We start from the raw sequence: 22,855 nt of genomic DNA on the forward strand, positions 1-22,855 counted from the left end.
GTCCTCACTACAAACCATTTTTAGGTTCGTAGTAAGGACTTTAGTCCTCTATTTTTCACGTCAGTCGATCGGGATCGATATTCAACTCCCGCAACTTTGCCGCCAATAAATCCGCCCGCAGCCGTTCCTGTTCGGCCCGCAGCCGTTCATATTCCGCTTGTTCCGAACTCCACAGCAGCAAATTTCCCTGCGAATCCCACCAGCGCAGCCAATTCATAGTTTGCCCCAAACGTTCCCCCGGCCAAATCCCCAGCCACAAATCTAACTCTGGAATCCGCACCCGTCCTTGTGCATCAGCAGTCTGGGTTACATAGCGGCCATTTTGCAAGCACAGCACTTCCAACTTGGGATCGTAGGGATCGTAGGTAACATAGGTAGGAACTTGCAAAATCTGCTCGTAGAAGTAGAGCTTACCGTAGGGAGGAGTCGATCGCACCGACAGTTCGCCGTAATCTTCGTCAGACAAAAACTCCATCACCACAGATACCGGCGCACCCTCCAGATTGGGCGTGTAGCTGCGGCGAATCGTCCCCTCAGCAACTGGATGCACTTGCGGCACGTAAAACCAATCCGGTGCTTTCACTACAGTTTTCTTATTGATAGTCGCTACCAGTCCAAAATTAGAACCAATAAGTGCGATCGGCGCAATGCGTCCAGCGGCCCCCAAAGCATCGGTGAGAGCGGCCGCAAGGGGTGGTTGTTGAATATTTTCCACGGGATCGTCCGGTAAAACAAAGTCGGCTGGTAGGGGTTCCCAGGTGACAGTTAGTGCTTTGGAACTCGACGAGATTTGAAGTACCATGAGCCTATACCATTTTATTTTTAGTATCTTAAGAATCAGCATTCCTGTAGGGGCGGGTTCACCAACAATCATTGCCTAAAACCGATAATCTTGTAAACCCGCCCGCGCCCGACGACAAATAAAGATCCTAAAAATCAATAGTCAAAGGTGCTCTCGGAAACGGAATCACATCGCGAATATTTCCCATTCCAGTCATAAACTGCACCAACCGCTCAAACCCCAAACCAAAGCCAGCATGAGGCACAGTACCGTAGCGGCGCAAATCCAAATACCACCACAATTCCTCCTTGTTCATCCCCTGCGCTTCCATGCGTCTTTCCAACACATCCAGCCGTTCTTCCCGCTGGGAACCACCGATGATTTCGCCCAGTTTAGGAGCCAGAATATCCATGGCTCGCACGGTTTTCTCATCATCATTTAACCGCATATAAAATGCTTTAATTCCCACGGGATAATCTGTGACAATTGTCGGCTTTTTAAACAATTCCTCAGCCAAATAACGCTCGTGTTCCGACTGCAAATCCAAACCCCACTTGACGGGAAAATCAAATTTTTTGTCTGCTTTCTCCAAAAGTGCGATCGCCTCGGTGTAGGTAATCCGCTCGAACTGATTGTTAATGATATTTTCCGCAGTAGCCAAAACCGTCTTGTCAATGCGATCGTTGAAAAACTCCATATCTTCCGGGCAACGATCCAACACGTATTTAAAAATATACTTTAAAAACGCCTCAGCCAAATCCATATCACCCTGCAAATCGCAAAAAGCCATCTCCGGTTCAATCATCCAAAACTCAGCCAAATGCCGCGAAGTATTAGAATTTTCCGCTCTAAAAGTCGGGCCAAAAGTGTAAACATTGCCGAAAGCCATCGCCATAATTTCCGCTTCCAACTGACCACTTACTGTCAGATAAGCGCGTTTACCAAAAAAGTCTTTCGCATAATCAACCTCTTGAGAATCAGTGCGCGGGATATTTTTCAGATCGAAGTTAGTAACCGCAAACATTTCCCCCGCACCTTCACAATCGCTAGCAGCAATAATCGGAGTATGCACCCACAAAAAACCCCGTTCTTGGAAAAATTGGTGTATCGCTGCGGAACAAGCATTGCGAACCCGAAACACAGCACCGTGGGTGTTAGTGCGCGGCCGCAAATGGGCGATAGTTCGCAAAAACTCCAAAGAATGCCGCTTCTTTTGCAGCGGATAACTTTGGGGATCGGCATCCCCATAAACTTGAACTTGAGACGCTTTTAACTCAATGCGCTGTCCCTTTGCTGGAGATGCTACCAACACCCCCGACACTTCCACAGATGCACCTGTATTTAATTGTTTCAGTACATTCTCAAAATCTGGCAAATCAGCATTGATGACTACTTGTAAATTAGCCATCGCCGAACCATCATTGACTTCCACAAACGCAAATTCTTTCAATTCCCGCTTAGTGCGAACCCAGCCTTGAACAGTGACAGTTTCATCAGGTTCCCCAGCCCGCAAAATAGCAGCAATTCGTTGATTTGTCATATCCACTCCCGTTTATTTAATATTTTGCACTATATTTCTCTGTTTTCTCTTCCTCTGCGCCCTCTGCGCCCTCTGCGGTAAAAAAAATCAAAAACTATCCCGCATAGGATTTCAAAATCCAACCTAGCAAAATACCAAGTCCCCCAAAACGAACTGCTTGCCAAAAAGGTTGTTTTATGCTAGCCCAGGAAAACAGACTGCTTTCTAAATTTAACTCGATCGCTTCTAATTCTTGCTCAATTTCCCGCAATTCTTTCTTCAGTTGCGGTAAACGATTTTGGCGCTGTTGCTGGTGGATTGCTTCGCGCCGATGCCCCAGTTCCGCTTGGCGCTGGCGATCGACCTGAATTTGAGTGTAACGTTCTTTGACTGCTGCGAGCGATCGCTCCACCGTTGAGAGAGCTTGAACAAACTCGCTGTCATCATCTCCTGGTGTCTCTGGATTAAACTCTGACGGCTGTTGAGGCATTTTGATACGCAAATCTGACAATAATTAAAATTTAGTTGTTATTATGTGCAGTATATTTTTTAAATTATCGCTAGGATTAGCAACTATGCTTGAAACTACACAAACGCCTAAAACTGTCAACCTCAACGAGCTTACCACAGTAGAACTAGCCCAAGCTCTTGCCGCCCGCCTCGCCATCTCCGAAAAAGATTGGCATCGTCTCAAGAATAACCGTCCTGCTCGCGCCGCTGAGCAAGCTGGGGCTGCCTTGGTCTTTTTGCTCAAAAATCAGCCAGAAGAAGCCCTCCCTCGCTTGAATCAGGCCGCAGGATGGCTAGATCGATCGATCTCTGCTCCTCCTTGCCCCACCCACGGACACGGAAAATAGTTATGCAGTTTTGATCGAAACTAGGGAAACTCAAAACCCTGTGGTTTGAGATGCCCGACTTGTGGAAGAAGTCCGGCATCGAGGTGTGATATTTTGTTAGTGAGAGTGACTTATGCACAACAAGTAGACCGATCGAGATGTACGATCGGTCGATTCGGCAACCAGACAACTCTCCGGTTGTGACTGATGTTGACAATTCTGCCAAATATGTAGTAGTTTTAGCGCCAGCGAGGTAGGCTTGAGGAACTGGGAACTTGTTTGCATACCCTTAACTCTGTACCCTGAGAATTCCACTCCACCCGATCGAATATCTGGTAAAGAATAAACAACCCCCTGCCGCATTCATTTTCAACGTCAGGGAGTTCACAGTTATCTGCAACATCGCTATCGCAATCATCTGTATAAAGGTTGCAATTGCAAGGGGCTTGAAACCCCGTTCCCTCGTCTGATATCACCCACCAATATTGATTTTGTACGATGGAAAAACGGACTCCAACAGTTTTACTGGGGTCCAATTTGTTTCCATGTTTAGCAGCATTTACCAAAGCTTCTTGAAGCCCTAACCGTAATTCCGCTTGCCAGTGAACCGGAACCTCTGCTAGGAGCAGATCCAAAACAGGACAAAGGTATAGAGTAGAAGCGAAGCTAATCGTAATCCAATTGCGCCCTACTGGACGGGCTGAGATAGCAATCACTCAGAAAACTCCCTAACTTTCAGGTGAATAATTTTCACACCCTGCATAGTTGGCTCCCCTAGTATTAACAATGCCGATCGATTGAGCGCCACAGCTCTATCTATATTTTAGAGTATCAAAACCCTGGATCAAAGCAAAGATCCTCACAAAATATTTTGCGACTCTCACAATAGGACTTTTTGCTCACTCAGCCACCCTGTCAGGGGACTTCACCAAGTCGCATTCCTAAAAACCTCAACTTGCCACTATCCCAGATCCCCAATATTAATCAGTACAAAACCTACTTTAATCCCTCGATCCCTGCTCAGTCCCCGTGGATTGCTAGCTCTGCTTCGGTAGGGAATTACCATAAGTTACCATTGTCAAACTATTTTGATACAATAATTAATGTAAATAATTAATTTATTTAACTTACGCAGAGGAAACACAAAATCTAGGGTGTGGCCTGGGGGGAGTTCTCGATCCGGGATGGGACACTGGTCCTCTAGCCAATCTTACGGATAACTAGCCTCCGTAATTCCTGTAATTTTTTACATGAAGTAAACAAACCCAGCCATAACCGCCACCCTCGTACCGGGTTCTACTGGCCGCCGTGGTTCATTTTGTTTTTTTTTATGTAAGTAATATAGTGTTTTTACGTAAGTATTAAGGGAGGTACTGGGCTGGCGATTGTGTGTAGGATTAAAGGCGATCGACAGTTAATGAATCAGAGTGCAAGTTTATATCTATAATTTTAAATTAAAATTAAAATTAATATTAAAATTAAAAAATTATAAAAACTAGATAAATCAACCAAAACACAAGTAAATGCCATGTCACAGAAATACGTAAAATTAGATGCCGAGGCTTATGAGTCCCTCACAAGAGAGCTCGCAACCCTGAAAGGGCGGCTGGCGGAACTAGAACTGGCAGATAAACAAGAGTCCGCTAGAGTTGCCAAACAAAAAGCACTGTTTGCCGTAGTGACCAAAATTCGCGAGTCTCTAGATTTAGATATTATTTTAAAATCAACCGCTACAGAAGTACGTCAACTGCTGAATGCCGATCGAGTGGGAATGTTTCAGTTTGACCCCAATTCAGGATTTGACGACGGGGAATTTGTCTCAGAAGACGTGCTGCCGGAGTTTGACTCCGCCAAAGCCATCAAGGTACACGATCGTTGTTTTGGAACACAATACGCAGTCAACTATCAACAAGGAAAAATTCAAGCAGTTACTGATATTTACAACGCCGGATTGAGCGATTGTCATATTGCTATTCTTTCCCGGTTTCAAGTCAAAGCTAACCTAATTGTACCTTTAATTAAAGGCAATCAACTATGGGGATTAATCTGCATTCACCAATGTCGTAGTCCACGACGTTGGCAGGAAGATGAAATTGAGTTTGTTACTCAAATTTCAGTTCATTTAGGAGTAGCAATACAGCAAGCAGAACTTTTAGAAAAAGCTGAAAGGCGGTCTACAGCGCTCCAGACAACTCTTGAGGTGCAATTGCAAAAACGGACTGAAGAATTAGTTAAGGAAGCAGAGCGAGAACGAGCCATAACTCGCATGATTGACAAGATTCGTCAAACCTTAGAGATCGAAATAATTTTCCAGACAGCAGCCACAGAGGTGCGAAAACTGTTGAATGTCGATCGCATTGCTATTTATCAATTTCGTGAAGACTATTTCGGTGACTTTATCTTTGAATCCGAATCTGGGGAATGGCCGAAATTGGTAGGCAGTGGTTGGGAAGACCCTTACTTAAACGAACACAAAGGAGGCAGATTCCGCAATGCCGAAATCTTTATCGCTGACGATATCTACAACGCCGGTCAGAGTGAGTGCCACATCGAAGCTTTAGAATATTTTGGTGTTAAATCCTGTGCCGTAGTTGCAATTTTTAAAGGAGAAAAACTTTGGGGACTGCTGAGTGCATTTCAACACAGTGGTCCCCGACATTGGGAAGAAAATGAAGTCAAGCTACTGACTCAAATTGCTACCCATTTGGGAGTGGCATTGCAGCAGTTAGAATACCTCGAAAAAATTCAATTTCAAGCTAAACAGCAGGCAAAAGCAGCCGAACAGGAGCGGACTTTAGCCAGAGTAATTGAAAGGATTCGTCAAACCCTAAACATTGACAAAATTTTCAGTGCTACTACTCAAGAAGTTCGCCAAATCCTCAACTGCGATCGCGTAGCAGTTTACCGTTTCTTTCCTGACTGGAGTGGCGAATTTGTCTCGGAGTCCGTAGCCGAAGGCTGGATATCTTTAGTAACTGAAAAAATTAAAACCGTCTGGCAAGATGAATACTTGCAAAATACTCAGGGAGGTAGGTATCGCAATCAGGAGATTTTTGTAGTAAATGATATTTACAAAATTGGTCACTCTCAGTGTCACCTAGAAATTCTACAGCAAATTGAAGCCAAAGCATATTGTGTCGCCCCAGTTTTTGTAGGTAAAAATCTCTGGGGTTTGCTAGCAGCTTATCAAAACTCAAGTTCTCGTCAGTGGGAACCCGGAGAAGTCAGGTTGCTGGCTCAGATTGGCAGTCAATTGGGAGTAGCCATGCACCAAGCAGAATTGCTAGATCAAACTAAAAAGCAGTCCTGGGAATTGCAGACAACTTTGGCAGATTTGAATGCCATTGTTGACAACTTGGCTGACGGATTATTAGTCACAGATATAGAGGGTAAAATTACTAGGTTTAATCCAGCTCTCCTCGCGCTGTTTGAATTAAAAGATGTGGAGTTGAAAGGCAAAAAAGTCTCTGATATTTTTGCTAAAAACTTGGCTAAGCTGGCTGATGAAGCGGAACGCAATGAGGGAGAAATTGTGACCCTTGAGGTGGAACTGGGCAATAACCGAATCGGTCAAGCTTTGGCAACAAATATTCTCAAAGAAGCTGTGAATGATGAAGTAGATCACTCCCTTGGTTCGGTTATTTTGATTAGGGATGTCACCGTTGAACGAGAAGTTGACCGAATGAAAACAGACTTTTTGGCTACAGTTTCTCACGAACTGCGGACACCTCTAACTTCTGTCTTGGGTTTTGCTTCAATCATCAAAGAAAAACTAGAAGATGTAATTTTTCCTGCCATACCTATCGAAGACAAAAAAACCAAAAAAGCTGTGCATAAAGTGGGAGATAATATCAATATTATTGTCTCAGAAGCTGAGAGACTGACATCTTTGATTAATGATGTTTTAGATATTGCTAAGATGGAGGCGGGCAGAGTAGATTGGCAGTTGCGACCAACAGATCCAGTGCAAATATTGAAACAGGCGATCGCGGCTACTTCATCTTTATTAGAAAAAAATAATTTGAAATTGATTAAAGATTTTAAGCCGGGACTTCCCCAGGTATTAGTTGACCGCGATCGCATGGTTCAAGTATCTATCAATTTGCTCTCTAATGCCGTAAAATTTACCCAATCAGGTTCCGTTACTTGCAAAGCAAGAGTAGAGAATGATGAGATAGTTATTAGTATTATAGATACTGGCATAGGCATTGCACCAGAAGACCAAAGCAAAGTTTTTGAAAGATTTAAACAAGTGGGAGATATCCTCACCCAAAAGCCGAAAGGTACAGGCTTGGGACTGCCAATTTCCAAACAAATTATTGAACATCACGGCGGTAGAATTTGGCTAGAAAGTGAAGTTGGTCGCGGCAGCACTTTTTCCTTTAGCATACCCATCATAAACAACGTTCCACCTGTAGAGAAATGGGAAAATTTTAACGCTCTAATCTCACAATTAAAACATCAGGTTGTCAGCAGAACTGCCACAAACACTAAAGAACTCAAGCAGATTCTCGTTGTTGACGACGAGCCTAACATCCGGGAACTGCTCCGACAGTCACTGGAAGAAGAAGGATATGAAGTTACGGAAGCATTTAATGGCATCGATGCTATTTCTAAGGCCAAATCAGTGAAACCAGACCTGATTATTTTAGATATCATGATGCCACATATAGATGGTTTCGATGTCGCTGCTGTTCTCAAACATGACCCCCAGACTATGGGTATTCCCATTGTCATAGTTTCTTTGATTCACGATCTGGAAAGGGGCGCTCGCTTGGGAATAGACAGCTATTTTACAAAACCTATTAACGTAGGAAGACTATTGAGAGAAATTGGCTTGCTACTAAATCCAACTATCTCTAACAAGACTGTATTGGTGGTAGATCGCAATCCTTCAAATCTGAAAACTGTCTCGGATGCTTTGGTCTTTCAAGGATATAATGTCATTAAAGCCTATAATGCTGAAGAATGTCTAGATCTAGCTATATCAAGGAAGCCAAATTTGATTATTATTGATGAAGTATTATCTCAAGAAAAAGAACTTGTCAAAACTTTGCGCCTGACTGATGGCTTGGAAAATGTTTCCTTAATTTTTATGGGAAATCTGTCAGAAAATACCCTACCTAAAAAAGTAGATTGACCAAACAACAACACCTATAAACCTTAAAAAAAATCTGCGCTAGATTAGGATTGACTACAGAAATATACTTTCTTAAAATCCTTAAATTTACGGATTGAATCTGAACAACTTACTGAAAAACCTTGAGGAAAAATGGCAGTTAAAAAAGTTTTAATTGTAGATGATGAACCGAACATTCTGATTTTGATGGAGCAGGCTCTGGAAAAGTTGGAAGATGAGGATGACGTAGAATTAATCACGGCTAAAAATGGACTGGAAGCACTGGAACTGATTCAGGAAGAAAAGCCGGATTTAGTTTTTCTTGATGTCATGATGCCGAAAATGAGCGGACTAGAAGTATGCAACACTGTTAAAAACGAGCTGAAAATGGATGATGTTTATATTATTATGTTGACCGCCAAGGGGCAAGAGTATGATAAACAAAGTGGTATGGCTGTGGGGGCAAATCTTTATATGACTAAACCTTTCCGCCCGAAAGAAGTCCTGCAAAAAGCTAGAGAAGTTCTCGGTTTGACTTGACACACTTACAAATATCTGCAACATAGCTCTGCCTTTATTAATTATTTTTGGGAGAGTTAGTGACAGATTTAAAAACAACTCACGCGAGAATACTCCTAACTAAATACCAAAATTAATGGTTCGTATTAATCTGAAAAAATTGATTTCTAAAAAAGATTTTCAGGCAGTTATTAACGGTGCTATTTCGGCTCTAGATGCTCCGATCGCAATTCGTAATATTGAGGGAGTTATTTTATTGGGCGAAGACAGTCATCCATGCTTATACAAATACCCTGTGGTGCTAGCCGATGAAGTAATTGGTTATGTCACAGGCTCTCAAAAAGCAAAATTCATTGCTGATTTGATTGGCTATGCTGCTCAAGCTGATTCGGATACAAGAATTTTGGCTATGGATACTTTGGAAAAGTACGAAGAAGTGAATTTTTTGTATGATTTTTCTAGTAAAATTTCAAGTTGTTTAGGAGTCTCTGAAGTCACTGATTTAGTGGTAACAGAAGCTAAAAAATTGATTGACGCTAGCAATATTTTGCTGATGTTAGTTAATCCTAAAATTGGAAAATTAGAAGTGATTTCAGCCAAGGGGAAAAAGTATAATACCCAAACAAAAATTGGACCAAATGTGGGGATAGCAGGTCACATTCTCGTTTCGGGAAAAGCGGAAATAGTCAATGATGTGCTTTCCGATCCCAGATATGTTGTGGGAAACAATAATCTGCGTTCTCTGATTTGCGCTCCTTTAACTACACAAAATGGCACGATTGGTGTCATCAATGTTAGCAATAATCAACTGGTTAACTATACAGCACAGGATTTAAAACTGTTGACTGCTTTGGCTTCCCAAGCAGCAGCGGCGATCGAGAATGCGCTATTGCATGAAAGTAAATTGAAGGAAGAACGGATCAAGAATAATTTGGAAAGATATCTTTCTCCCCATGTTGTCCAAGCAGTTATCGAAGCTAAAGGAGAAATTTCTATGAGTCCAACTAAGCGCAATATCACGGTGCTTTTTTCGGATATTAGAGATTTTACTACCAAGTGCGAAGAACTTCCGGCTGAAAAAATAGTGCTATATTTAAATGAATATTTTACCCAGATGGTAGAGGTGATTTTTAGTAAACAAGGTACGGTAAATAAGTTTGTGGGAGATATGATTGTGGCAATGTTTGGGGCTCCTTCGGAAGTTGCCGATCGAGAACGGAAAGCGATCGAAACAGCGATCGATATGCAGCGTCGCATTGAAGAAATTTCGATTCCTTGGATTAGGGATAACTTTCTCACAGGTATTGGTATTAGTGCGGGTGAAGTGGTTGTGGGAAATATTGGTTCGCCGCAGCACATGGATTATACTGCTATCGGGGATGAGGTGAATATTGCCTCTAGGTTGCAGTCCATTGCTAAGGGAAAACAAATTTTGGTTAGCGATAGTGTGTATAGCGCTACTAAAGATATGTTTGAGTTTAAAGAGATGGGTCAAGTGATAGTTAAAGGTAAGAAGAAAGCTGTAAAAACTTTTGAGGTGATTTATCAAAAATGAACTAAATATAGCAATCCTTGCAGGAGTCACAAAATTTTAACCCCACCCCAACCCTCCCCGCGAGTTCGGGGAGGAAGTAAGAAGTTCACAAATGATTTAGGATTGCTATAGGAATCAGAAAAGAGGTTATTAAATATAGTTGGGCGATTTGGGCGGTTTATTTGTTAAGCTAGAAATTGCACTCTGTCAATAAACCTTAGATTTATGCACAGGTTATTAACTGGGAAACTGCGGGTAGAACATTTAACCATACCGATCGCCAATCTGCCAGCAAATCTATCGGGTACTAAACTGGTACAACTGACTGATTTTCATTATGACGGGGTGCGGCTTTCGGAAGGTTTACTATTCGAGGCGATCGCTGCGGCCAATGAAGCCGAAGCAGACTTGATTTTCTTAACCGGGGATTTTATCACTCTGGAAACCGCCCCGATTCACGACTTAGTGCAACGATTAAAAAACTTGCAAAGTCGGGTGGGAATTTATGCTGTTTTAGGCAATCACGACCACTATTGGCCGGGGGGTAAAAGAGAGGTTACTAATGCTTTAAATAACGCGGGAATTCGGGTTTTGTACAATGAAGCTACCTATCCTTTGGGGGAAAATTTAGCTTTAATTGGGCTGGCGGATTTTTGGTCTGGGGATTTTCAACCTGAACCTGTAATGACATCAGTCGATCTATCGATTCCTCGGATTGTCTTGTCTCACAATCCTGATACTGCGGAAAAGCTGCAAGGATACCGGATTGATTTGCAGTTGTCGGGACACACCCACGGTGGTCAAATAGTGATTCCCGGTATTGGGCCTGTGTATGCTTGGCTAAAAAAAATTAGCTCTGCTATTCCTCAATGGGTACGCAATTGGATGCCTTTTTTATCCATTGACGATCGAGTAGTTACTCACTGGGAATGGGCCAGTGGTTTACATCGGGTAGGGAATAATTTACTATACGTGAATCGCGGTTTGGGAACCTATGCCCCCGGAAGGCTATTTTGTCCGCCGGAAGTGACAGTAATTACTTTAATTTGTGAATGAGTAACCGGGGCAAGGATGGAGGAATTGCCCCTAAGAAATACCCTACATATATTGAGCCTGTGCTTAATTCCTATTAACCCTATGTTTAACTTCCTTCCCCAAACCGATAACCTCTGCCATAGACTGTGTGAATCAGCACAGATTCGCGAGGGGCTTCTATTTTGCGGCGTAGCAGGCGAATTTGAGCAGCTAATACATTGCTGCTGGGTTTTTCTGCTTCATGCCACAAATATTGGTGAATTTGTTCATGGGTCAGCAATTGACCGGGATGGCGCATTAAATATTCTAACAACTGACATTCTTTTTCGGATAAGTCAATGGTGCGATCGCCCCGATAAGCTAATTGATTGTCGTAGTCTAGTTGCAAATCACCAACTTGTAGCCTTCCCACACCCACATCAGCCTCAAAAGTCGGAGGTCGCCGCAATAAGGCCCGGACTCTGGCGAGGAGTTCTCGCAATTCAAAAGGTTTTACCAGATAGTCGTCTGCACCGGCATCCAATCCTTGTACGCGGTCATCTAGGGTATCTTTGGCCGTGAGAAATAGGACTGGTGTATTCCGTCCTTGCGATCGCAATTGTTGACAAATTGCCAATCCTGTTTTCTGAGGCAACATCCAATCCAAAATTAGCAAATCATAATTGCCCTGAATTGCTAAATTGTTGCCCGTTGCGCCATCAAAAGCCACATCAACCCTGTAACCCTCGCGGGTTAAAACTCGACTCAAGGGGTCAGTTAATTCAACTTCATCATCAACTAAAAGAATCCGCATTCTGATTTTAGATTTTAGATGGGAACAATTTGTGCTATTGTAGTCTAGGAAAAAGTCCTTTCCCTCTCTAGGCTCAAGCCACGCTTGTTTCCCACTTACCGAGTATTTTTATGATTACCGTAGCACTTCCCAAAGGTGGACTGTTAGCAGACAGCATTCGACTGTTTAAAGCTGTTGGATTAGACTTCAGTGCTTTTTTGGATTCATCTAACCGCCAGCTTCAAATTTATGACCCTACTGGAACTGCAAAAGCTTTGCTAGTCAGAACCCATGATGTGCCGGTTTATGTGGAATATGGTCAAGCAGATTTGGGGATTTCCGGCTATGATGTTTTGCGGGAAAAACAGCCAAAAGTTGCCAGCTTAATTGATTTAAAATTTGGTGAATGTCGGCTATCTGTGGCAGTGAAAAAATCTAGTTCTTACCGCAGAAGTGTGGACTTACCTCCTCATGGTAGAGTTGCTTCTAAATTCGTCAACTGTGCTAGGGAATATTTTCATAATTTGAATTTACCGGTGGAAATTGTGCCGCTTTACGGTTCTGTGGAATTGGGACCGATTACGGGAATGTCGGAGGCCATTGTGGATTTGGTGGCGACGGGCAAAACTTTACAGGAAAATGGTTTGGTTGAGATTGATGTTTTGTTTCACAGTACGGCTTATTTGATTGGTCATCCTTTGAGTTACCGTTTGAATTCCGGTGGTGTGAATGAGGTGATTGGCAAAATGAGAGAGCAAGTTTTGGCTGCGGTTTGATTTAGCCGAAGGCGGAAGGCAGAAGGGCGGCGCTTTGCTGGCCCAACTGACTCAACCAGAATGTAACGGGTAAAAAATAGCAGTTGTAGAACTTCTAATTTTTTAAGAATTAGGGTTTTTAGAAGCTGGTACTAAACCCAGTTTTTCTTGACATCTTTCTATGTAAAGATTCACGACTGTATCCACAGGGTTTTGGGCTGCTAGCTGCTGGAAATATCCCAAGGCGGCGACATATTTTCCCGCTTGCCACCCTTGAATTCCTTTGTTAAATAGTGCCTGGGTAAGCTGTTTTACCTCACAATCAGGACTGGATGAACTCCAAACTTCATAGATTTCAATAGCTTGCTGTTTTCCCCGTGGCGTTACTCTATCTATCCAGCGATAATAATAATTTGTACTGGGCACCTGGCTGTCCATGACTGTTGTCTGAGAAGTAGCAAGAATGCTTTCCTGAGCTTTTCCTTCCAATTCGCACTTTAATAGGAGATGTTCCTGGGAATCTGAGTGAGAATTGATGGTGTTGACAAATTCTCTGGCATGGAGGAGGGCTGTTTCGCTAACAATAATTGTGCAGCCGTATATTTTAGTGAAGTTTTCTAAGCGAGAAGCTGTATTAACAACATCGCCAATCACCGTAGAATCCATGCGTCGATCGGACCCTAAGGTGCCAATCATGCCGATACCTGTATGAATTCCTGTACCGATATTGACTGGAGATGATAAATTGTATTGATGGCGATCGGCATTAAATTCTTGCAAACTTTTTTGGATGGCTACGGAGGCCTCGATCGCATCTCTAGCGTGAGAATTGGGCCGATCGAAAACCGCCATAATTGCATCGCCTAGGTATTTGTCTATAAAACCTCCGTGAGAACTAATGCAATCACTCATTTTAGTAAATAAAGCATTCAGCCATTCAAATGTTTCGCGTGCTTCTTGAGATTCGGCGATCGCCGTAAAGCCGCGAATGTCGCAAAATAAAATTGTCAACTCTTCTTCTGTGACATTGCCTAACTGAATAGATTCTACTCCTTGAGGGGCAATTCGTTCGAGCAACTGTTCCGGCACAAATAGGTGAAATTTTTCCGAAAGATACTCGTTAGCCTCCCAAGCAGCGGCGATTTGGCGTTTGCTTTGCTCTTTTACCTGCTGGTTAAATTCCGTTGAGACAACTTGCGATCGCATTTGGCTCAACTGCAAAACACTCTCAACCTTGGCCAACAACAAGCGACTGTTAAAAGGTTTGGTTAAATAATCATCTGCCATCATTTCTAACCCTTTGAGCCTAGAGGTATCGTCATCAAGGGCTGTTAAAAAAATTATGGGTACTGTTTGCAAAGTCGGATCTTTCCGCAGGCGATCGCACACATCAAAGCCGTTGAGTTCCGGCATCATAATATCGAGTAAAATCAACTCAGGTCGATGGACTCTGGCCTGGGAAAGTGCTTCGCTGCCAGATACTGCGGAAAAAGTAGTGTATCCTTTGAACTGCAACAATTCTTCGAGTAAAATCAGATTAGCTGGCTCATCATCAACCAACAGAATATAGGGCGACTTATTTGACATTGAATATGATTGGTAGAGTGTGTCACCGATCGGCAAGACTGATGCCCCTGAAATCTATAAAAATAGCTGAGCTAGGTTTCCTAGCATTCAACTTGAACCTCCATCAGGACTTAGGCAATTGTCAATATTTCTCTACTATTGAGTCTAGCCTTTCCCGTAATAAATTGTAATATTTTTTAACTAAGAAAAGAACGGACTGTAGCGATCGCCAAATTCAGATCCAGTGGCTTGCTCAAATAATCACAAGCTCCAGCTTCCAAACAGCGCTCGCGATCCCCCGGCATCGCCATTGCAGTCAAGGCAATCATCGGCACAGACTTCCACACAGGATCTGCCTTAACTCGTCGCATCAACTCAAAGCCATCCACATCCGGTAACTGAATATCCATCAAAATCAAATCCGGCAGTAACTCCGGGGCGTTAATCGGCGCACCCATCCGATCGAGCATCCCCTTCCCATCAGCAATCATCTCTACCCCATAGCCCTCCAATTCCAGCACCTCAGAAATCAACATTTGGTTCAAAGGCTGGTCTTCAACCACCAAAATCCGCTTGCTACCGATGGGTAAAGGCATCGCAGAGGCAGAGTTAAAACCGGAGTCTAGGGAAGAAGCCACAGATATTGCCAACTCTTGACGCATCTCCGTCAAAGGTAGCCAAACGCGGAACCGACTTCCCCGATCGCAACTAGACTGAAAAGAAACAGTCCCCCCGTGCAATTCTGCCAGTCGTTTAGTCAAAGCCAAACCCAAACCAGTACCTTCGTGGCGCTTAGTTAGAGAAGAATCTACCTGTTGAAAAGGTCGAAATAGCAAGTGCCAGCGGTCTTCAGGAATGCCGATACCAGAGTCTTTGACCTCAAAACAAAAATAAGGTGTGCTGGCATTGACAGGAGAACAGTCAGGGCGATAATCGCCGTTAATTTCATTACCGTAGGCCAAACGCCCGCTGAGTTTCACTTTCCCCTGCTCTGGGGTAAATTTGACGGCATTGGAAAGTAAATTAATCACAATTTGTCGGACTCGCCGTTCGTCGAGCAAAACCTTAGTAATGCGGTAGTCGAGTTCCAAAGACAAAGCGATGCGTTTTTTGTCAGCCCGCGGCTGAATCATTTTCAGACAGTCCGTAGCCAGTTCGTGAACGCGAACCGGCTGTAAATTCAGCTCTGTTTTGCCAGCTTCAATTTTAGAAAGGTCGAGAATATCATTGATTAGCTGCAACAAGTGCTGGCCGCTTTTTTCAATCAATTCTACGTACTGGACTTGTCGGTTGCTCAACTGTCCGGCTGTTTGCCGCAGTAGCAAGTCAGAAAAGCCGAGAATGCTGTTGAGAGGTGTCCGCAATTCGTGGGACATTGATGCCAGAAACTCGGATTTCAACTGAGAAGAATACTCTAACTGTTGATTAACTTGGCGCAAGTCTTCTTGTGCCTGGGCCCGCTCGATGGCGGCTCCCAGAGTCCGACAAGCCGCTTCGAGTACGTCTTGGTGGAGGGCGGTTTGTAGTTGTTTGACGTTGCGGGACTCCAGGGTTAGTACGCCGATAATTGTACCGTCGGTGGCGGCGATCGGGAAAATGCCCAATTGACCGATGCCTGGGTGCCGAAATTGTGGCACTGCATTGGGATGTTTGGCATAATCCTCCACAAACAAAGGTTTACCAGTTGCTACTACTTCCCACAGCAAACCTGTGCCGTAGGGAATACCTTTGTCGAGGAGTTCTTGCATACTTGCGGCTACTGGTTCCCCGTAGCTAGCCAGAAATTGAGTGGAAACTTGGTTGGAAATCGCTGCGGCTTGTCGTTCGTTTCCCTTGCCGCTAATCACCTTCACATCTCCGAAAGCTGCATTCATGGCTTCTACTAGATAGCTGAGGGCAAATTGACCGATTTCCTGCAAACTTTTCGAGTTTTGCAGCCGTTCTGTCAAACCTAGGAGAAATCTCAGTCGCCTGACTTCGGCGTTTAAGCTAGCTTGAGAGTTGTGGTATATGGTAACATCTCTAAATGTAAATAGCCGTCCGCCGCTGTCGGTGATAGTGGCGCTGGCTTCTAAACAAACCCCATTGGATTGCTCAAAATAAAATGATACATTGTCATTTTGAGTTTTTTCTAGTGCTTGCTGAAACTGTTCCCACTGCTGAAGTGACCAGTAACCCCGATCGACTATTTCCGCAAACAGCAGGTATGACTTGGGCTTGGTTGCCAGCCATTCTGGGGCGATTCCCCAGGTATTGGCCAATTTTTGGTTAAACAAAACTAAGCTGTCAGAGGAGTCGAACAGAGCGATCGCATTGTCTACTTGGTTGAGAATCAATTCTTGGTCTGCCCTCAACTGCTGCAAGTCTCTCTCCATTTTTTCTGTGTTGGTAGCTCTTAGTTTTGTGGTCATATTTTTTTTAAGAAGCTGGTAAAAACTATTTTAAAATTATTTATTTAATTTGACATACTTTGATGATTTTTGACAGTGAGGGCGATCGATCTAGTTTGTGATCTTAGACACTAGCTTTGGTTGATTAAACATCAAACAACAACCCAAATAATAACCCGGTTTTTCGGGAAACCGGGTAGTTCACTGTACTTTTTTTTACTTAAACATTCATCCACATTCAGAGCGATGGGACTTATTGTTTATGAGGCTTTTTCGGAAAAGGAATGCCTAAATTTTCATGAAAAACAAGTTGAGTTTTATACGTCAAGCGGCGGTTAACTTGTTTGATAATTTTTTCCAAAATTCCTTGACCAGTTTTTTTAATTAAAGATTCCGACATCGCTCGAATAAACTTCGGAAACGAAACTCCGACAGCTAAATCCAGCTTCCACTCAGCAATGGTAATCAGAGGTGGTAATTGAGAGCGATCGGCACTTTGCCTATTTTTGGCAAACTCCTCCGCAGATACTTCCACCAAATCCATAGCGGAGCAAAAATTAACTTCATATCCCGGTGGCGTATAATTCGGAATCGGAATGGTTTTAATCAAATAAGTGCCTCGCGCATCAGGCGGTAGTAACTCTAAACCAATTCTAGCTTCCACGCGGTAGCCGAAAGCACCAAAACGCCCGATTAATAAATCATAGCCATTTTCTCCGATCGGCTCAGCCTTCATCGGCAAAGCACACTGAGAAAACCAACTCTTATGGTTGTTCAAATGCTGCGCCACCGTAGCAGCATCAGCATACATCTCCATGCTGTCTTCAAAATGTGTACTAAACCAAATCAGCCCTGCTTCCTCGGAGACATCTGCACCTCCACTCGACGGTAGCTGGAAACTTCCATCTGGGTAGCAAATTTCCTCAGAAGTCTCAACGGTTGGATATTCAGCGGAATCCTGCTTCATGGTTTGCTCTCCTGTTATAGACGATGCCGATCGATTGGGGGGATGTAGCAAGTTCGGAAACTCCCTACAATTAACAAATGGATAGTTGCTCATAGCAACAAAAATGACCCTTGTTCAGCATAACTCGACTTATGAAAGCATTTGTAGCAGGAGCCACAGGTCAAACTGGCCGCCGAATTGTCACAGAATTGGTCAAGCGCGGGATTCCGGTACGTGCTCTAGTCCGTAATTTAGAGACAGCTAGGCAAATTTTACCCCCGGAAGCAGAGTTAGTCACTGGAGATGTATTAAATGCCACTTCTCTTGCCGATGCTATCGGTGATAGTACGGTATTGCTGTGCGCGACGGGTGCAGCCCCAGGCTTTGACCCTACATTGCCCTATCGGGTGGATTTTGAGGGAACCAAAAATTTGGTGGATGCAGCTAAGGCTAAGGGAATAGAGCATTTTGTGCTGGTGACATCTCTGTGCGTCTCAAACTTTTTTCACCCCCTGAATTTGTTTTGGCTGATTCTGGTGTGGAAAAAGCAAGCTGAGGATTATTTGCAAAAAAGTGGCTTGACTTTTACCATTGTCCGACCGGGTGGTCTCAAAAATGAGGATAATTCTTATGCGATCGTCATGGACTCAGCAGACAAACTATCAGAGGGTAGCATTCCCCGCACTAAGGTAGCTCAAGTGTGCGTGGAAGCCCTATTTGAGCCGGCTTCTCGCAATAAGGTAGTGGAGATTGTGGCAAAGTCCGAGGCTCCCCAAAAGAGTTTCGATCAGTTATTTGCCAGTGTGATTTGAGGAGATTGTAGCTCCACTTAATTGATTAAGTAAAACGAGTTGGCGATCGGAGTCCCGACTTATTAAAGCAGTCGGGACTCTGGTGTGCAGAGGGGGAGGAGTCGATGGTTATTTAATTTAAATTACTCTCATCTGGGCCAAAAAGTAGATTTAAAATGATATAAAACTTCAAATTCAAGCAAGTTTCCATATTTAGATAGATGTTGTATTTTGAGTTATTTGTTTACCTTGAATATAGAGACTTATTAATAAAAATGCCGTGATTTATCCCACTCCCGATCCCTTTCCAGGGCCACAGATTCCCAGTACCGAACCGGGGTTGCCGACTATACCCGCATCGCCACCAGTGCCTGGTCCGATTCCCGAAACAGTGCCAGGGATAGTACCGGAGCCAGTACCAGCCCCAATTCCCCAGCCAATTCCCGAACCGGTGCCAGAAACTGTACCCTCGCCGATTCCTCAGACAGTGCCGGGGCCAATTCCTCAGACAATCCCTGAGCCGGTGTAAATTACGTTTGAGTCGAGAGCCTGATACCAGACTGTTTGTGAGGTTGATGTCCAACACCCACTTTCTCCAATTGTGGTTGTGAAATATCAACCTCACATATTTATACAAGCTTAGCTGTAGAAGCGAGCACAGACAAGTCAAATATATTGGTATTGCTTATGATATTTTGAAACAGTGATACGTTTCTAAATAGCCATGCTTACCGCCGGAATTGTCGGACTGCCTAATGTTGGCAAATCTACTTTGTTTAATGCCCTGGTTGCTAATGCCAAGGCGACTGCTGCTAATTTTCCTTTCTGTACGATCGAGCCAAATACGGGTGTCGTGGCAGTGCCAGACGAACGGTTGAAGGTGCTGAGCGATATTTGCAATTCCGCGCAAATAGTGCCGACGCGGATGGAGTTTGTGGATATTGCAGGTTTGGTGAAGGGGGCGAGTCAGGGGGAAGGATTGGGAAATCAATTTTTGTCTCATATTCGGGCTGTAGATGCGATCGTCCATGTTGTCCGCTGTTTTGAGAATGATGATATCATTCACGTTGCGGGTTCTGTCGATCCCCTTCGAGATATTGACATTATCAATCTCGAATTAATTCTCGCAGATTTGGCTCAAATTGAACGCAGGCTCGATCGCACTCGCAAGCTAGCCCGCAACAATAAAGAAGCTCAGGCAGAAGTAGACATCCTCGAAAAATTGGTCGCAGTTTTGAATGCGGGTAAACCAGCACGACAGTACAGTTTCACCCAGGAGGAAGCTGAGCTAGTCAAAGGTTTGGAATTACTAACCAATAAACCCATTATCTATGCTGCCAACGTATCTGAGGATGATTTGGCCACAGGAAATAGCTATGTGGAACAGGTGGGGGCAGTAGCAGCAGCAGAAAATGCTAAGGTTGTTATAGTTTCGGCACAAGTTGAGTCAGAATTGGTGGAGTTATCCGAGGAAGAACGCACAGATTTCCTCGAATCTCTGGGGGTGAAAGAAGGTGGCTTAAAATCTCTGATTCGAGCTACTTACGAATTGTTAGGTTTGCGGACTTATTTTACTAGCGGGCCAAAGGAAACTCGTGCTTGGACGATTATCGCCGGAATGTTGGCACCGCAAGCTGCGGGAGTAATTCACTCCGATTTTGAACGGGGCTTTATCCGGGCTGAAACTGTGGCCTATCAAGATTTAGTTACCACGGGTGGGATGAATGCGGCTAAGGAAAAAGGCCTGGTTCGCAGTGAAGGTAAAGAGTATGTTGTACAAGAGGGGGATGTGCTGTTGTTCCGATTTAATGTTTAGCTTTCTCAGGGAGATTGGCACATGAATATTGTTTCGTTGGCAATTGCTTGGTTGGTAACATCAGTGAGCTTTTTTATTATTTCCAAGTTGCCAATTGGGGTAGATATTGACACTTTTGGAAAAGCGATGATGTCGGCAGCGGTTTTTGGATTACTAAATGCTTTGGTGCGGCCGATTTTTTTATTGTTTACTTTTCCAGCAGTGTTGATCACTTTTGGTTTGTTTATGATTTTTATCAATGCTGCTATTTTTGGATTGGCGGCTTGGTTAGTGGATGGATTTCGGTTGCGATGGGGAATTTGGAGTGCTTTACTGGGGGCGATCGCCCTCGGTTTTATTAACTCTTTGCTTTATGAGTTGTTAGGACCAATACTTAATTCTCGGTAGGTAAAAGTAACGTGGGGCTCGTTTATTGGTAACTGGTTCCTAGGCTCTGCCTAGGAATCAATATCCAGAGGCTCTGCCTCGCTTTGTTGACCCGGAAAAACAGAGACCGAGCCAAAGCATCTACGTTCCCAGGCTAGGCCTGGGAGCGACGAGAAAGGGGTATTTTTAGTTAATTGTCAGGCTCAAAACCCTCTCTATTCCTCCTATTATCAACAGGCCAATCTGCATTTTCACCGCCTATAATTAGCTCTTCTACCGTCACAAATTCTTTGCTGAGTTGCTGGAAAACATTAATCAAAACATCGAGGGCGATCGCATCGCTAGTCCCCAAATCAAACCAACAACGAGCCCAAACTCCCTCGTACTCAATCTCTCCCATATTGTGCATCAAAGCCATCATGCTCCCATCGGCAAGATTAACATCGTAATCCATATCATTGATATCTAACCCCTCATCTTGCACTTGCAGGTTTTCCGCATTAAATCCTCCTAGTTTTCCTAAGAAAAACCAAGAATCAAACACCTCTTCAACGTACTGTTTTTCACCATTGGAAGGCACATTGCTGAACTTCAGCCAAATCCACAAGTCAAAGGGATTAAATTCGCGAAACTGTACTTTCATAATTTTTTGGTGTTTTTATAATGGTGGTAAGGCCGCCGGTCCCCAGATACCGTCTGCATCTCGAATTTTATCGCGCATTGGGTCGCAGTTACGAGATTTATTGTCGAGACGGTTGCGGGTTCTGCACTGCTGAAAGAAAATTTCTGCAACTAAACTTCTCGGTAATTGATCGGATTTTGCTAAGGAAGCATCGAAGTTTTTGCGAGCTTCTTCTAGTAAAGTTTTATTATATTCTTTGCCATCTTTACTCTTTGCCTGAGTAAATAAAATTTGGCCTTTTAGATAAAAAATTTCGGGATTTTGGGGTGTTTCTGCCAGTGCTTTGTTGGCAAATTCTAGGGCTGAGTCATATTTTTTTAAGTCTCGATAGCCTACGGATATTCCTCGATAGGCTAAGTAGCGGGGAGAGGCTTTTTGTTCTAGTCTTTGAATAGCGTCACTGGCGTTGGAAAAGGGCAGGTTGCTGGCTAGCATTAAATCCATGTAGCCTTTGATTAAGTTGAGTTCTGGGTCGTTGGGAGCTATTTTTTCGGCGGCATCTAGATATTGAAATACGACTCGCAGTTTGTTGAGTGCTTGGGGTGCGCCTTTGGCTGTCCCTTGTTTGGCTATGACATTTGCTCCTTCTAGAAAGTGACCTGCTGCTGTGTAAATGTTGCCGCGTAGGGGATTTGTTTTAGTCAGTTGTTCGCCGATTTCGCGGGTTTTTTGCGCGTAGGAATTCATCGAGTTTAAGTCTTGCTCGATGTAGGATAATGACGCTGCCATTGCATAGGCTAGTGGCTCGTTTGGTTCGGAGGATAGTGCTTGTTGAATTTGAGCTTTTGCTGTTTTGTAGTTTCCTTGCTGAAACATTGTTTTGAAGGCGGTTTCGGTTTTGGGTCCGATCGCCTGTGGGTTACTGGATCGAAACGGATCGCCCGCTAATGCTGAGTTGATGCACATACTCAAGGCGATCGCCATACTCGCCATCGTCCCCACTGTCTGTTTATTTCTGCTAATTTGTTTGCCAAGGGACGCTAAAATGGTTTTCATCATCGTCAATTCTCTGAAGGCAATAAATTTTAACTGGGAATCGGAAATTAGTCATTAGTCATTAGTCATCGGTCATTAGTTGAGAGTAGGTCAAGAAAGAGTAGGGATAAAAGATGAATCAGATTACAATTCCTGTGCTACCGGAAATGAATCAGTTGTGGCAGGAATCCCTGAATTGGGTTCCGAATGACTCACAACAGCAACATTTTCAGCGACTTTACCAATTAATTCTTGAGGGTAATCACTCTTTAAATTTAACTCTAATTACTGAGCCGATCGAGTTTTGGGAAAAACAGTTGAAATTTCAGACTTCGGGGCCGCGACTCAAAAAATGATACGATGGTCTTGATTTTTGCGGGCTATTGCCCTATAATTTAATAATGGGAATATGAGCATTTATAAAAAAATTGCACATACTTCCATTATTAAAAT

The 22,855-nt window shown here is 43.6% G+C and carries 21 protein-coding genes; 11 read left to right on the plus strand and 10 right to left on the minus strand.

The window, feature by feature from the left end:
* Positions 1-55: 55 nt before the first annotated feature.
* From AAFP14_RS05840 to AAFP14_RS05850, 3 genes are all read right to left on the minus strand, one after another.
* Positions 56-802: a Uma2 family endonuclease gene (locus AAFP14_RS05840; protein WP_341731362.1), complete on the minus strand. Its 747-nt coding sequence runs from the start codon at positions 800-802 to the stop codon at positions 56-58.
* Positions 803-929: 127 nt separating this feature from the next.
* Positions 930-2,321, minus strand: coding sequence for an asparagine--tRNA ligase (gene asnS, locus AAFP14_RS05845; protein ID WP_341731363.1), 1,392 nt, complete (start codon positions 2,319-2,321; stop codon positions 930-932).
* Positions 2,322-2,415: 94 nt separating this feature from the next.
* Positions 2,416-2,790, minus strand: coding sequence for a sll0565 family protein (locus tag AAFP14_RS05850; protein ID WP_340520749.1), 375 nt, complete (start codon positions 2,788-2,790; stop codon positions 2,416-2,418).
* 85 nt (positions 2,791-2,875) lie between these two features.
* Between AAFP14_RS05850 and AAFP14_RS05855 the strand changes: the two genes are divergently transcribed.
* Entirely contained in the window at positions 2,876-3,157 is a 282-nt protein-coding gene (locus AAFP14_RS05855) for a DUF6439 family protein (protein WP_340520747.1), read from the plus strand.
* A 218-nt stretch (positions 3,158-3,375) separates the two neighbouring features.
* On the opposite strand, the gene AAFP14_RS05860 is transcribed toward AAFP14_RS05855, so the two are convergent.
* The gene (locus AAFP14_RS05860) at positions 3,376-3,852 is read right to left on the minus strand and encodes an ATP-binding protein (protein ID WP_340520745.1); all 477 of its coding nucleotides are present in this window, start codon (positions 3,850-3,852) and stop codon (positions 3,376-3,378) included.
* An 812-nt stretch (positions 3,853-4,664) separates the two neighbouring features.
* On the opposite strand from AAFP14_RS05860, the gene AAFP14_RS05865 reads away from it, so the two are divergent.
* The 4 genes from AAFP14_RS05865 (at position 4,665) to AAFP14_RS05880 (ending at position 11,364) form a co-directional block, all read left to right on the plus strand.
* A complete protein-coding gene (locus AAFP14_RS05865; RefSeq protein WP_341731364.1) occupies positions 4,665-8,276 on the plus strand; it encodes a GAF domain-containing protein in 3,612 nt (1,203 codons plus the stop codon).
* Positions 8,277-8,408: 132 nt separating this feature from the next.
* Positions 8,409-8,795: a response regulator transcription factor gene (locus AAFP14_RS05870; RefSeq protein ID WP_340520738.1), complete on the plus strand. Its 387-nt coding sequence runs from the start codon at positions 8,409-8,411 to the stop codon at positions 8,793-8,795.
* Between the two features lie 115 nt (positions 8,796-8,910).
* Positions 8,911-10,329, plus strand: coding sequence for an adenylate/guanylate cyclase domain-containing protein (locus tag AAFP14_RS05875; RefSeq protein WP_341731365.1), 1,419 nt, complete (start codon positions 8,911-8,913; stop codon positions 10,327-10,329).
* 204 nt (positions 10,330-10,533) lie between these two features.
* On the plus strand, positions 10,534-11,364 hold the full coding sequence (locus AAFP14_RS05880) for a metallophosphoesterase (protein ID WP_341731366.1): 831 nt from the start codon (positions 10,534-10,536) through the stop codon (positions 11,362-11,364).
* 85 nt (positions 11,365-11,449) lie between these two features.
* Here AAFP14_RS05880 and rppA read toward each other — a convergent pair whose 3' ends face one another.
* A complete protein-coding gene (rppA, locus tag AAFP14_RS05885) occupies positions 11,450-12,136 on the minus strand; it encodes a two-component system response regulator RppA (protein ID WP_341731367.1) in 687 nt (228 codons plus the stop codon).
* A 110-nt stretch (positions 12,137-12,246) separates the two neighbouring features.
* On the opposite strand from rppA, the gene hisG reads away from it, so the two are divergent.
* Positions 12,247-12,891, plus strand: a complete 645-nt coding sequence (hisG, locus tag AAFP14_RS05890; RefSeq protein WP_340520728.1) for an ATP phosphoribosyltransferase — start codon at positions 12,247-12,249, stop codon at positions 12,889-12,891.
* Positions 12,892-12,993: 102 nt separating this feature from the next.
* Here hisG and AAFP14_RS05895 read toward each other — a convergent pair whose 3' ends face one another.
* From AAFP14_RS05895 to AAFP14_RS05905, 3 genes are all read right to left on the minus strand, one after another.
* Positions 12,994-14,457 carry a response regulator gene (locus AAFP14_RS05895; protein WP_341731368.1) on the minus strand — a complete coding sequence of 488 codons (1,464 nt, stop codon included), beginning with the start codon at positions 14,455-14,457 and terminating at the stop codon, positions 12,994-12,996.
* Positions 14,458-14,633: 176 nt separating this feature from the next.
* Positions 14,634-16,847, minus strand: coding sequence for an ATP-binding protein (locus AAFP14_RS05900; RefSeq protein ID WP_341731369.1), 2,214 nt, complete (start codon positions 16,845-16,847; stop codon positions 14,634-14,636).
* Between the two features lie 232 nt (positions 16,848-17,079).
* Positions 17,080-17,793, minus strand: a complete 714-nt coding sequence (locus AAFP14_RS05905) for a DUF1997 domain-containing protein (RefSeq protein WP_341731370.1) — start codon at positions 17,791-17,793, stop codon at positions 17,080-17,082.
* 131 nt (positions 17,794-17,924) lie between these two features.
* Between AAFP14_RS05905 and AAFP14_RS05910 the strand changes: the two genes are divergently transcribed.
* From AAFP14_RS05910 to AAFP14_RS05925, 4 genes are all read left to right on the plus strand, one after another.
* A complete protein-coding gene (locus AAFP14_RS05910) occupies positions 17,925-18,584 on the plus strand; it encodes an NAD(P)H-binding protein (RefSeq protein ID WP_341731371.1) in 660 nt (219 codons plus the stop codon).
* A gap of 259 nt (positions 18,585-18,843) precedes the next feature.
* Entirely contained in the window at positions 18,844-19,092 is a 249-nt protein-coding gene (locus tag AAFP14_RS05915) for a gamma-aminobutyric acid A receptor, epsilon-like protein (RefSeq protein ID WP_341731372.1), read from the plus strand.
* A 195-nt stretch (positions 19,093-19,287) separates the two neighbouring features.
* Positions 19,288-20,379 (plus strand): redox-regulated ATPase YchF, encoded by a 1,092-nt coding sequence (gene ychF / locus AAFP14_RS05920; RefSeq protein ID WP_341731373.1) that lies wholly within the window; start codon positions 19,288-19,290, stop codon positions 20,377-20,379.
* A 21-nt stretch (positions 20,380-20,400) separates the two neighbouring features.
* A complete protein-coding gene (locus AAFP14_RS05925) occupies positions 20,401-20,766 on the plus strand; it encodes a phage holin family protein (RefSeq protein WP_341731374.1) in 366 nt (121 codons plus the stop codon).
* Positions 20,767-20,935: 169 nt separating this feature from the next.
* On the opposite strand, the gene AAFP14_RS05930 is transcribed toward AAFP14_RS05925, so the two are convergent.
* Both AAFP14_RS05930 and AAFP14_RS05935 read right to left on the minus strand, forming a co-directional pair.
* Positions 20,936-21,388, minus strand: a complete 453-nt coding sequence (locus AAFP14_RS05930) for a DUF3531 family protein (protein WP_341731375.1) — start codon at positions 21,386-21,388, stop codon at positions 20,936-20,938.
* 15 nt (positions 21,389-21,403) lie between these two features.
* Positions 21,404-22,426 carry a Sll0314/Alr1548 family TPR repeat-containing protein gene (locus AAFP14_RS05935; protein WP_341731376.1) on the minus strand — a complete coding sequence of 341 codons (1,023 nt, stop codon included), beginning with the start codon at positions 22,424-22,426 and terminating at the stop codon, positions 21,404-21,406.
* A 110-nt stretch (positions 22,427-22,536) separates the two neighbouring features.
* Here AAFP14_RS05935 and AAFP14_RS05940 point away from each other — a divergent pair, with 110 nt between their 5' ends.
* Positions 22,537-22,758, plus strand: coding sequence for a 16S rRNA (guanine(527)-N(7))-methyltransferase RsmG (locus AAFP14_RS05940; protein ID WP_341731377.1), 222 nt, complete (start codon positions 22,537-22,539; stop codon positions 22,756-22,758).
* Positions 22,759-22,855 lie beyond the last annotated feature (97 nt).

It is taken from the genome of Microcoleus sp. EPA2 (assembly GCA_020882975.1).
Classification (GTDB): domain Bacteria; phylum Cyanobacteriota; class Cyanobacteriia; order Cyanobacteriales; family Microcoleaceae; genus Microcoleus.